This is a genomic window from Rhodocytophaga rosea (assembly GCF_010119975.1).
Lineage (GTDB): Bacteria > Bacteroidota > Bacteroidia > Cytophagales > 172606-1 > Rhodocytophaga > Rhodocytophaga rosea.
On sequence record NZ_CP048222.1, the window covers coordinates 8,920,596 to 8,932,767 of the forward strand.

13 protein-coding genes are annotated in these 12,172 nt (G+C 41.5%); 9 read left to right on the forward strand and 4 right to left on the reverse strand.

The window, feature by feature from the left end; translation table 11 throughout:
* Positions 1-533: 533 nt before the first annotated feature.
* Positions 534-2,867 carry an ABC transporter permease gene (locus GXP67_RS36520; RefSeq protein WP_162447691.1) on the forward strand — a complete coding sequence of 778 codons (2,334 nt, stop codon included), beginning with the start codon at positions 534-536 and terminating at the stop codon, positions 2,865-2,867.
* A 35-nt stretch (positions 2,868-2,902) separates the two neighbouring features.
* On the opposite strand, the gene GXP67_RS36525 is transcribed toward GXP67_RS36520, so the two are convergent.
* Positions 2,903-3,994: an ISAs1 family transposase gene (locus tag GXP67_RS36525; protein WP_162441340.1), complete on the reverse strand. Its 1,092-nt coding sequence runs from the start codon at positions 3,992-3,994 to the stop codon at positions 2,903-2,905.
* A gap of 83 nt (positions 3,995-4,077) precedes the next feature.
* Between GXP67_RS36525 and GXP67_RS36530 the strand changes: the two genes are divergently transcribed.
* Positions 4,078-4,368 (forward strand): S41 family peptidase, encoded by a 291-nt coding sequence (locus GXP67_RS36530; protein WP_162447692.1) that lies wholly within the window; start codon positions 4,078-4,080, stop codon positions 4,366-4,368.
* 367 nt (positions 4,369-4,735) lie between these two features.
* On the forward strand, positions 4,736-4,927 hold the full coding sequence (locus GXP67_RS36535; protein ID WP_162447693.1) for a hypothetical protein: 192 nt from the start codon (positions 4,736-4,738) through the stop codon (positions 4,925-4,927).
* A gap of 254 nt (positions 4,928-5,181) precedes the next feature.
* Here the strand turns inward: GXP67_RS36535 and GXP67_RS36540 are convergent, their stop codons facing one another.
* The 3 genes from GXP67_RS36540 to GXP67_RS36550 all read right to left on the reverse strand — a co-directional run bounded on the left by GXP67_RS36540 (position 5,182) and on the right by GXP67_RS36550 (position 7,341).
* On the reverse strand, positions 5,182-5,370 hold the full coding sequence (locus GXP67_RS36540; protein ID WP_162447694.1) for a transposase: 189 nt from the start codon (positions 5,368-5,370) through the stop codon (positions 5,182-5,184).
* 739 nt (positions 5,371-6,109) lie between these two features.
* On the reverse strand, positions 6,110-6,886 hold the full coding sequence (locus tag GXP67_RS36545; RefSeq protein WP_162447695.1) for a DUF3667 domain-containing protein: 777 nt from the start codon (positions 6,884-6,886) through the stop codon (positions 6,110-6,112).
* 11 nt (positions 6,887-6,897) lie between these two features.
* Positions 6,898-7,341 carry a YHS domain-containing (seleno)protein gene (locus tag GXP67_RS36550; RefSeq protein ID WP_162447696.1) on the reverse strand — a complete coding sequence of 148 codons (444 nt, stop codon included), beginning with the start codon at positions 7,339-7,341 and terminating at the stop codon, positions 6,898-6,900.
* 134 nt (positions 7,342-7,475) lie between these two features.
* Between GXP67_RS36550 and GXP67_RS36555 the strand changes: the two genes are divergently transcribed.
* The 6 genes from GXP67_RS36555 (at position 7,476) to GXP67_RS36580 (ending at position 12,086) form a co-directional block, all read left to right on the forward strand.
* Positions 7,476-8,189, forward strand: coding sequence for a response regulator transcription factor (locus GXP67_RS36555; RefSeq protein ID WP_162447697.1), 714 nt, complete (start codon positions 7,476-7,478; stop codon positions 8,187-8,189).
* The gene (locus GXP67_RS36560) at positions 8,186-9,673 is read left to right on the forward strand and encodes a sensor histidine kinase (protein WP_162447698.1); all 1,488 of its coding nucleotides are present in this window, start codon (positions 8,186-8,188) and stop codon (positions 9,671-9,673) included. Before GXP67_RS36555 ends, GXP67_RS36560 begins: the two co-directional genes overlap by 4 nt.
* Positions 9,674-9,957: 284 nt before the next feature.
* Positions 9,958-10,638 (forward strand): Crp/Fnr family transcriptional regulator, encoded by a 681-nt coding sequence (locus tag GXP67_RS36565; protein WP_162447699.1) that lies wholly within the window; start codon positions 9,958-9,960, stop codon positions 10,636-10,638.
* Positions 10,639-10,724: 86 nt separating this feature from the next.
* Positions 10,725-11,201, forward strand: coding sequence for a YHS domain-containing (seleno)protein (locus GXP67_RS36570; protein WP_162447700.1), 477 nt, complete (start codon positions 10,725-10,727; stop codon positions 11,199-11,201).
* A gap of 18 nt (positions 11,202-11,219) precedes the next feature.
* Positions 11,220-11,645 (forward strand): DM13 domain-containing protein, encoded by a 426-nt coding sequence (locus GXP67_RS36575; protein WP_162447701.1) that lies wholly within the window; start codon positions 11,220-11,222, stop codon positions 11,643-11,645.
* Between the two features lie 45 nt (positions 11,646-11,690).
* On the forward strand, positions 11,691-12,086 hold the full coding sequence (locus GXP67_RS36580) for a DoxX family protein (protein WP_162447702.1): 396 nt from the start codon (positions 11,691-11,693) through the stop codon (positions 12,084-12,086).
* Positions 12,087-12,172: the final 86 nt, after the last annotated feature.

Below are 12,172 nucleotides of genomic sequence, written 5' to 3' on the forward strand. Positions count from 1 at the left end.
TGAATGGAAAAAAGATAATAGTATCCATTAAATTCCCCTTTTCTCAATTTTAACGTTGATGGCACTAAAAAGGGGAGAGTTATTTTAACTCCTTCGTTATTTGAAACTTAAGAATCTAGATACTGGATACTAAATCCGCTCATTTTCCAGTTTCCACTATTTTAGGTGAAGTCCAGGTGGTCTTCCCCCAGAAAAGTGGACACCTAGAGAAGATCTGCTTTTAACTATGTAAAAAATTTAAACAAAAGTTTACTAAGGATTACATTCTTGGTAATTAGAAATGGTTAGTTAAAATGGCTCCCTTTCTTGATACTAATCTCTTGCTCATAGTTAAGAATGAATCCCGCTTTCTTGAAACTTAATGAAGGGGATAGAGGGGAAAGAATTGTATTGGCCAATTTTATTTCTTAATTTCTCCTTCCACTTGCGCCCTTTATCAAAACAAAAGCTAGAATGGTGCGAAAAGTACAGCGACTCTTCCACTGGGTGGATACATTTGGCCTATTTTTGATTAAAAATCAACACGTTAAGTCATGATAAAGAACAATCTGAAAATCGCTATACGGATACTCTGGAAAAACAAACTTTTTTCATTAGTCAATATACTGAGCTTGTCATTGAGTATGGCAGTTGGTGTTATTCTCTTTACAGGCCTAAAAGCCACTTTTGATAAAGACCATTTTCATCCAAAATTAAATCAACTCGTGCGGATACTCACGCAGGAAACAAAGGAGGGGGAACAAACCAAATGGGCAACAACTCCATTGCCGTTGGCAGCTCAACTGGAAAGCGTCTCTTTTGTTGAAAAAACGGTAAAAGTACGTCTGGCAGGAAAACATAACCTGCAAACCGACAAAGGTGATGTACCTATTGACATAAAATTTTCAGAGCCTTCTTTTTTTGATGTTTTTGGCTTTCAATTGCTCTCAGGTAAAGCACAAAGCCTTGCCAATAATCCCACCATCCTTTTTTTAACCCAAAAAACAGCAGAAAAGATATTTGGTAACGCAAATGCTTTAGGGCAAACGGTTCAATTTGAAAATTTAGGCTATTATACCGTTGGGGGAATTATCCAGGACCCGCCTTTAGAAACACATCTGCCTATTGAAGCAATGTTATCTATTAATGCTACCCAACTGCTTGAAAAAAAAGGAGCAATCCGTGATATTTCACAAAATTGGGAAGACTTCAAGAGTTGGGCAATTTATGCCCGTTTAAAATCAGAAGGTAATTTAGAGCAACTTAATGCAACGCTCCAGAACTATAACCGCAAACTGGATAAGAGCCATCTTCAGTTTTTGGCACAACCCATAGAAGACATTACCCCTGGAAAAATTGATCTTAAAAATAACCCCAATGCGGGCGTTAGTTGGGAAGATGTAAAAACGCAGCTATTCATCATTCTATCTTTAACCCTTTTAGCTGCTTTCAATTATATCAGTTTGGCATTGGCGCGTGCTTTCTCCCGGGCGCAGGAAGTAGGTATCCGCAAAACCATAGGCGCAACAAGAGGACAAGTTATCGGTCAATTTTTAATGGAATCGACCCTTGTTGCCCTGTTTGCTTTGTTGTTTACAGTGCCATGTGTTACTATTTTAGCCCACTATATACCCGATATGGATGATGTGACATTCTCCTGGGATACAGCCTTAATAGTAGGCTTGATAACCTACGCAGTCATCACAGGCGTAGTAGCAGGGGCATTTCCCTCATGGCTATTGTCAGCGTTTCAGCCTATACAGGTTTTGCGTAAAATGAAGAATATAAAGCTGTTCCGGGGTGTTGGTGTTTATAAAGCTTTGATTGTCGTTCAATTTTCTGTGACCATCATGCTGATGATATTGGTTGTCATAGTAGCCGATTATGATAGAAAAAACAATGCAATCATCAGATCAACTGTGCCATCCAATGTGCTGACACTGGATTTAAAAGGTGAAAAATATCAAAACCTGCAAAACGAAATAAGTGGGTTAAGTCAGGTGGAAACGATTTTGGCTACTAACTGGTACTATGAACCCATTAAAATGGGTAAAGATTCTGTAACGCTAAACGATAAAACTCTGGAAATAAATTACGTGAGTATTGACCCACGAACAATCGAAAGGGAAGGTATCAGCTTACTAGCTGGGCAAAATTTTCCTTCAACTATGCCCCAAAGTACGGAGCAATATGTGTTGGTGAATGAAGCTGCCGCAAAATTATTGGAATCTAAATCGGAGACCCTGGTGGGGCAAAATCTCTTGCTTGACTCTGCCTCTGTACAAGTGATTGGCATCATACCCAATGAGATTATTGGCCAACAACTCCCTTTAATCTATCGGTATTTGCCAAATGAAATAACCACCTTGACCATAAAAATAAAGCCAAATACAGAAATGGAAGCGACCAAGGCCATTCAATCGGTATGGAAAGACCATTTTCCTGAGAAAACAGCAAATCTTTATAACTTAAAAGAATATCGTTATTCAGGAGAAATCAGTGGAGAAATGGAAATCTTTGGAGGCTCTGCCCTGATTGTTATGATAATCGCTGCTTTGGGCATTTTAGGCATAGCCAGTTACTCAGTAGAAATACGCACCAAAGAACTGGGCATAAGAAAAGTATTGGGTGCAAGCAATCTAAAACTGGTGTGGACAGTTACCCAAAATTTTGGTATTCTTCTCCTGCTTGCCGGCCTTATTGGTGTTCCGGCGGGCTTGTTTTGCGGTAATTTATTAAGAGAAGAAATGGGCAGTCATCTTGATTTGGGTCTTATAAATATAAGCATAGGCTTTGGTTTGGTTGCCATCATTGGGTTACTGGTTGTCCTATCCCAAACCATTCGAGCGGGGCAAATTGAACCTGTAAAAGTTTTAAAAGCAGAGTAAAAAAGGTAAACATATTAGGGTTTCCGCACTAAATATTAAGTTTTAAGAATAGCTAACAGGAAATTAGTGTCTCTGTTAGCTTTTTTTCTTTTCCGTTTGACACTCACGCAAGAAGGCTCTTTTTTGAGCAGATGCAAAGACCACTTTCTAATCAGATGCAGATTGATGGGTCCTTTATCTTTCCTGACTTTAGCCTCATCTTCCCTAAAGGTAACATCTAGTTGCCAATGCAAGCCATTCTCTATCGCCCAATGGCCTCTTATGTAGCGGCTGTACAAGGCAGGGTCTGTATCTGTTAAACTGCTTATATAGAACAGGGTTTGTTCTTGCTTTTTGCCTGCTATAATGCGTTTTCTTTCTACCATGACTAAAGTATGTAAGTCCTGCCATTTTTCCTTTTCCTCTACCAAATCAATGCATTGAGCAATATATACCCTACGTTCTTCTCCTCTGCCATGGGCTTTATCTAGTTGCTGATTAAAAGCGAGAGCAGACTTATTGATTTGCATAAAATGGGCTACCTGCTCATAGAGTACACCTTGATTAGCCTTTAGGGCAATCACATAATGGGCTTGCTTATCCCTGATCTTTTCTACAATTGCCTGCTGACAAGCAATAGCATCTATAGTAATGATACTACCTTTGCAATCAAGGGTATCTAATAAAGCAGGAATAGTTGTAATCTCATTACTCTTGGCTTCTACGGCTACTTGTCCAAAGCTTAAGCTATGTTCCTCTACCCATACATTGACCATACGAACCAAAGCATGCTTTTTGCCTGCAGGTATAGTACCTCTCAATTCTTTGCCATCTATACATACCTGCTTGCCTGCTAAGGAGAAGCCAGCTACACACGCTTTGAAGCATTGCTCCAAACTATGGCTATCCAGGTGTCTGATCACCCGATTTAAAGTGTCAGCAGAAGGTATACCATTAACAAAACTTAATCCTAGTTCTTGCTGCAGAAACGCTGTATTATCTTTGCCATAATCTGCTATCTCGTCAAAGTCATCACAATCGGCTATTACCCCACATAAAACTAAGCCTAAAATATCTGCTAATAGATGTAAGCAGCGGCCTTGCACCCGAAAATCAGCTACTTTGTTTAGTATCTTTTTAAGTTCCATGCACAAAGTTAGCCCCTCTTTCCTTTTTCTCTATCTTTGGTGCGGAAACCCTATAAACATATGTATTAATCAATGGCTTTTGTATGTCTTCGTGTGCGGATGTGGCAGCCATTTTATCTTTTAACAAAAAAGCCATATGTATAGGACATCAAACCGGAGGAGGCTATCAGAGGAATCACAGCGGATTAATACCAGAAACTACCATGCCTCCTTTTAATTTCACGATCAGTGTACCCTTACAAAAATCTGTTTATCATGTTGACAGCTCAAAAAATATAGGTACAGGGACAATACCAGACTTTGAAGTCAACCAGACCATTAATGACATGTTGGAAGGGAAAGACATAGCGAAACAAACGGCTATTGAGCTGTAAAAAAATAACTCAAACTAGTTCAAAGGCTGGCAAGCCCTAGTTTTGGGTATACCGGCAAGAAGATAAATTATCACAATTCAGAGTTTCAAAAATGGAGTTGTTAAATGAACTACCCCTTACTTGAAACTTAAATAGCTTAAGTACAAAGTCTGATCGGTTTCTGCTTTCCATCCTGCTCTTTTCTGATGCCTACCTGCAGGCTAACCTACTGAATTGCTGTCTAGAATTTTACTTAGACTAACACAGAAGATTAAATTAAGATAGCCTCATCCTCTATAAAAGATAAAATAGGGGTTAAGCCATTTTGGTACATTTCTTGTAATAAATAAAACAAAATAAAGATAGCATTGAAGTTAACCGTACAGCTATGATACAGCCAAAAGAAGTGAATTTGGTTTCTACACTTGTTGCTCCTAGTAGAATTCCATCTTTAGAAAGATATTTAGCTATTACTCAAGTTCAACCCCTGACAGCTTTGATGGAAGAAATTATTGCCTTTCAACTGGAAGAACAAGCTTTATTTACCAATTTTGAATCTTCCACTAACTGCCTCAACTAATAGCCAAAAGGGTATTCTTGTCAGGCTCCCTGTTTTTCCAGACAGGTTCAGAAAAGAGTTGTATATCCTTTACGTGAAAGGCAATCTTATGATTAAAACAAATGGGTCTGAGTGTTGCACAACGAAAAAGAGGGCAAAATAAAGGACAGGCAGTTGCTGAAGAGGAAGTATTTGACTTTTAATTTTTGGTTGATGTATAAGAATAAGCAGTTTTTGCAAATTGTAAGCACAAGGCGTCCGAAGCTGATGCACATTCATAGCAGGTTCAGCATCATTTTATGAGCGGCTTGTTTACCTTTTGCATTGCTTCTGCTCATGCCAAAGTAATTGAGTACGCTGCCAAAAACAGGTTCTATGGTAGCCATTCTTTGGCCTTTCCTTCTCTTGCCTTCCCTGCTTTCCACCCGCTGCTGCATGCGTAATGGACCGATGATGCGGAGCATTAGGTCCAATGATAGCGGCGGTAAATGCTAAACATTAAGCTTTGTCGCCTTTTTTTACCACAACATTCTTTTTTTAGCGGACATACACTACAGTCTTTTACTTGAGCATGATAGTAATGGTTAGCAAAGCCTTTATCCATTCTAATACCATGGTAATAGAGCAACTTTTTGTTGCAGCATACATAGGCATTTTCCGCTATATCATAAGTGAATCCTTCCCTTGATTGACCCGATGGCGTAGTCAATTGGGATGGTAACTACCATGTAGAAGAATGAAGCCTTTGATGTGGCATGCCTCCAATGAAGCATGGAGCCGATGAGCGCTCGTAGCAGGTCTATTCTCCCCAGAACTAAAGCCTGCATCGGCTAATAAGTATTGAAAAGGTAATCCATACTGGTTAAGCTTTCTCGATAACTTGTCTACAATTGCCAATGAATAACCCCGGGGCAGCGCCCGCGATATCGAGGTTAAAACAAAGAGAGCTGTCCAGTATGTTTCTTCTGATAATGGATTTCTAGCGAAAAAAGGCACTTTGCAGGAGCATAGCCGGAGGCTATGAACCGAAAAGTAAAGAAGTTGCAGTCAAAAAGACATATTTGTAACTTAAAGAAACTAACTCAAACAGCTTCTGAATAATTTTGTTCCCACGTAGGAATAGATATGCACATTCATATCTCGAGTCATTCACTGATAGCAACCTAATTTTCCTAAAATTGTCTTTTGATGCTGGCATTCTACTTATAAAACATCTAGATTTTTTGCCACAACAAAAAACAGCAGGTTGAGCAGAAACTGGCATATATAGGCAGAAAACATCATGAATGCTGCACAAAGTACACCAGTCCATCGTTTGAAGCCGAAAAACTGCTTGTATACCCACACATTATACAACAGCGTAACCACAACATAGAAGTTAATCACATACCGGGGTGTAGTGGAATAGCATTCAAATAGGGGCACCATAGAGACAAACAGCAGCAATTGCTGGGAAGTGATGTAGGTGTTTAATACAATATTTTCGGCATAGTTGTAGGCTTTTCTGCGTAACAACCAGGAGAATATGGCAAAAACTGGTATGGTTATAATATTAATAAGGGTTGTATAGGTATCAGCATAAAGCCAGAAACCAGCTAGCCGTGAGTCTGACGCTATGCTCAAAATTCCTGAAGTCGGCTGTCCGGAGAAGAAGTGGTAACGGGTAGAAAAAAAAGCAGCGACCGCACCAATCAGTAATACATATTTATGGGGAGGATAATACTTTATGCGGCGGCCCTCGATATACTCCCGGATGGCTTCTCCAGGCTTGATACACAGGGATTTCAAGGTGAATATAAATCCCTGATTTACATCTACTACAGAAAAGAAAGCCTCCCAAAGCAATGGCTTTACTTCCAGCTGCCTAGTAGCGGTAGCCTGTCCGCAATGATAGCAGTAATTACCCTTGCAGGGAGTGTTACAATTTTTACAAACGGTTCTATTCTTTTGCCTGGAAACTTTTTTGGAAGTTACTTCCATAGTCTTACTGCTTAATCTTTTTTAGCTACTTCCGGCCAGTTGTTATCAGCCTTTTCGATAAATTCCTTTTGGCTTTTGTTCCAGGTTTGCTGTACCTCTTTGTTGTAGTTTAGGTACAACTTATCCGCTACAATGGTCCATGCCTCAGGGTCGGTGGGGGCTTTGTAGCTTTTAGACATACCATAGGCACAATAGCCGCCATACTGCGGAGCAAATTTTTCCGGGTTGGCTATAAAATCTTCCTTATTTTGCAGGCTGGAAAAATGCCAGTCAGCACCCTTCCAGGTATGGGTGAATTCTTTTTTACCCTCTACCGGTTTGCCTTCTTTGAAATAAGCTACCGGGTCGTAGCCTCTGATAGCTCCTTGTGCATTGGTGAATACTTCCCCTTTCTGGGCAAAAGCGGACAAGGCAATAAACAAAATAAAAAATAAACTACTGGCAATGATTTTCATAGTGATTTGATTTAATAACACCCAAAAGTATCCTGGCAAATTGTCACCAAGTGTCGGGTAGGCGACAAACAGCTTATTTTTTTCTTCTCACCTTTGTAACAGTAGGGCCAAACCGGTAAATCATTAAGCAGTTCATGAAGAAAGTACTGATTATCGAAGATGATATACATCTGGTAGAACTTCTGTATATCCATCTTACTGACCTGGGTTGCCAGCCTTCCATAGCACAACTCGGTAAAGAAGGCTTGCAGAAAATGATTCAAGATAGCTATGACCTGGTTGTATTGGATATTATGCTGCCCGACCTGAATGGCTTTGATATTTGTAAGCAGATACGCAGCCATGATATACGTATACCCATTCTGATGCTGAGTGCCAAATCTGAGGAGATAGACAAAGTACTGGGTCTGGAACTGGGTGCAGATGATTACCTGACCAAGCCTTTCTCTATCCGCGAATTTATAGCCAGGGTGAAAGCTATCTTCCGCCGCAGCGAATCCCAAACTCTCTCTCTTCAAGAGGTGCCTGCCGGAGCTTTTACCCTGGGCGATGTGTACATTGATCCCCATAAGCGGAAAGTACTGTTAAAAGGCAAAGTGGTAGAACTCACACCCAAAGAGTTTGACTTGCTCTGGTTACTGGCTTCTCATGCCGGCTACAGCTATTCCCGCAAAGACATTCTTCGGTTGGTGTGGGGTTACGAGTTTGACGGCTACGAGCATACAGTGACTGCACACATCAACAGGCTCCGAAGCAAAATAGAACCCTTACTTTCTGCACCAGCCTATATTCTTACATCCTGGGCAGTAGGGTACCGCTTCACAGATGCTTTTTCACCTCAACCATGAGCTACCAGCATACTCCTCCTGCCAGGTTTACAAACAGTTTGTACTGGAAGATATTCTACATTTTCCTGTTCTTGCTCAGCTTGTTATCTTTTGCCTATGTATACATGACGGTAATATCCGCCAGAAGGTATTTTGAGGCCTCTCATCAGCGGCTCAACCGCAATGTAGCCGCCCATATTGCCCGTTTCTCCTCCCCTTTTCTCCATGATACCCTGAGTAAAGCCCAGGCAGAAAAAGTGTTTTTTAATGCCATGGTCATGAACCCAAGTATTGAAGTATATCTGCTAAATCCGGAAGGCAAGGTCCTCTCCTATTATGCACCCGAGAAAAAACTACATTTGTCTGCCGTTTCGCTGGTGCCTATCCATGCATTTATTACAGCTGTAGGTAACGATTATATCCTAGGTGACGATCCGAGAAACAGGGATAAGCAAAAAATATTCTCGGCAGCCAGCATAGAGAAAGGCGAAAAGCTGGTGGGCTATATTTATGTGGTACTGGCAGGAGAAGCATACGATACTACTATGAAAACGCTGCTTAACAGGCATATCCTGGGCCTGGCCACTCAGATTATGGCCATTACCCTGGCCGCCACCCTGCTCATCGGCCTTTATGCTTTTAGGCTGATTACCCGCAACCTGAAAGCAGTTATCAGCACTGTAGAGAAGTTCCACAAAGGAGATTTGCAATCCAGAATAAAAATAGTATCCAGGGACGAATTTGCCTTGCTTGCCAGCACCTTTAACCAGATGGCCGATACACTGGCCGGAAACCTGAAAGTGTTAAAAACAGCAGAGGCCCTGCGGCGCGAACTGATAGCTAATGTTTCGCACGATTTACGGACACCCATTGCCGCCATACAAGGCTATGCTGAAACCATCATGATGAAAAGTAAGTCGCTGACGAATGCTGACCGGGAACGCTATACCGGCATTATTTTGCAGAGCAGCGAAAAACTGCGGAAACTGGTAGAGGAACTCTTTGAACTTTCCAAACTGGAAGCCAGTGAGAGTAAGCCGCATATGGAAGTATTCAATGTGGCCGAGCTGATGGGAGAAGTATTCGTGCAGTACCGGATACTTGCCCAGCCCAAGCACCTTTCTGTGAGCTATACCAGTTTACAGGCAGCTATACTCGTATGTGCCGATATTGGGATGATAGAAAGGGTCATGCAGAACCTGATAGACAATGCCATCAAATACACACCTGAAAAGGGCAGTATCTCTATACAGGTAGATGTTATAGGAACGCAGGTGCATATCTCAGTAACCAACACAGGTCCAGGTATTCCTTCCGGACAAATCCCTCACCTATTCAGCCGCTATGCCACCTCAACCCCCGATAAAAGCCCTCCTTCCGGTATGGGACTAGGACTGGTAATTGTGAAAAGAATACTCGATTTGCATTCATTTCCTATTTCTGTAGAAAACACAGCTTCCGGTGAAACACGATTCACTTTCCGGATGCCGGTATACCAGCCCTAAAGGTAACCTGAAGAAATACAGGCCACGAATTTTAACCAGTAACCGATACAAATAATACATTTTGTTGAGATTTCCGTGAGACTTTCCTCCAGTTAAAATTTTAGGTTTGTTTGCCAATAATTACCCTGCCCTGGCCAGGTTATAAAAAGTATAAGCAAAAAGGTCAATACGGCTTCAGCGTTGCATTCATGTAGTGCCAACGTTCTGCATAGCGGATTACCAAATTATGTATAGTTTTAGTAAATTTAGCAGACCCCTTGCTATTCCTATCAAACTGCCTCATCATGGAAACTGTAAAATACTGGTACCTGAAAAACCACAATCTCTTTTCACAAATGAAGGAAAGCGATATTCAAACACTTTGTGTGATTACTGGTTTCAAAAAAGCCTTGAAAAATGAAGTCATCTATTTCACCCACGAACCCATCAGGCGCATTTATATACTAAAAAAAGGCATCCTGAAAATCGCTCTCATGGATGAAGCTGGCAACGAGCAAACCAAAGAAATTATTCACCAGGGAGACATTTTCGGAGAGATTACCCTCAATAAACACGCCCACCAGGAAACTGAATACGCCAAAGTCCTTTCAGATGAAGTAGTGATATGTTCCTTTACATTGGATGATTTTGAACGTGTACTGGAGCAGAATCCCCTGATTTCTATTAAATTCTCCAAACAGGTAGGCGATAAACTCAAAATGCTCGAAAACCGTTATGCCAACCTTATTTTTAAAGATGTACGCACCCGCGTAGTAGAATATGTAAAGACCTTTGCCAAAGACAATGGCAAACTGGAAAATAACCACTGGGTAGTAAAAAACTACCTCACCCATCAGGACTTAGCCAGCCTTACCGGCTCTACCAGGCAAACCGTAACTTCTATTCTTAACCAGCTGGAGAAAGAAAACAAGCTGGTCTACTCCCGCAGCAAAATCACCATCCCCGATATAAATAACCTGCGGTAACAAAATAAATTTTCCCCCAACTGTCGTTTACCCGACATTGGCAGCCTTCAATGTTCTTTACCTTTGAATCAACAAAGCAAAGAACCATGAAAAATCTACTCGTTTTACTTACTACCCTGACCGCCGTTGCAGGTATATTTCACCAGGCTTGGGCACAGAATGAAGGATCAAGAAGACTCAAACATTACAACCTGGAGCAAACCCTCGCCATTGGCGGCTATGATCCGGTAGCCTATTTTACGCAGAATAAAGCCCTGGAAGGCAAAAAATCCAATACCTATACTTACCAGAATGTGACCTATTACTTTGCCAGCCCGACTAACCTGGAATCTTTCAAAAAAGAACCTGCCAGATATGAACCCCAATACGGCGGCTGGTGTGCCTATGCCATGGGTGAAACCGGAGAAAAAGTGGAAATAGACCCAGAAACATTTAAAATACTCGATGGCAAGCTGTATTTATTTTATAATAAGTTATTTACCAATACCTTGCCCAAATGGAACAAAGATGAGGCAAACCTGAAGAAAAAAGCCGATATCAGCTGGGCTAAACTCTACCAGTAAACCATATCCTCCATAGCCATGAGAAAAAAATATATATTTCTATTGCTGGCAGGAATACTGATGCTGGCAGCTTGTAAACAAGATGAACCCGCCCCTGTAGTGGAAATGCTGGACCTGGGCAATGATACTCTACAGCTTACCGGTATGTTTCAGCAGGAAGTGCATGCTACCAGCGGAACCGTAAAGATGTTGCGCCGTGAAAATGACCAGCTCCTGGTACTGGAAAACTTTAAAACAGATTATGGACCTTCTTTATATGTATATCTTTCCAAAGACAGAGGGTTTACACAAAGCCTTAACCTGGGTTTATTAAAATCCACCTCCGGCACCTTCAGCTATGAGGTAGCTGCCACAGTAGATACCAGAGAATACCCTTATGTGCTTATCTGGTGCCGGCAGTTTGCCGTTCTGTTTGGTTCTGCCAGGCTTGAAACACCTCAATAAATACTGCTTCTATACATATCCTTCCACCCTCTACCACCCAAAATCATGAAAAAAACAACCCTGTATCTTTCCTGGGCATTACAAATACTCTGTGCCATTATTCTGCTGCAAACACTGTTTTTTAAATTCAGTGGCGCTGAAGAATCGGTGTATATTTTCGATAAGGTAGGGCTGGGCGCAGTAGGCCGCATCGGCACCGGGATTGCAGAAATGTTTACATCCATTCTGCTTCTGATTCCTGCAACAGCCTGGCTGGGCGCTATCCTGGGTATTGGCCTGATGGCTGGAGCCATTATGTCTCACCTGACTATACTGGGCATTGAGGTCATGGGCGACGGCGGATACCTATTTGCTCTGGGCCTTATTGTGCTGCTTGGTTGTGTAACGGTGCTGTATACCCGTCGCAAACAAATACCTGTATTGGGTGCCCGGCTGAAATAAACAATTGCCCGGTTGATGTATCAATTAAGAGTTTAGCCATTCGTTTTTAGCGAGTAGCCTGTAGCTAGATATCTGGAAAGCAATAA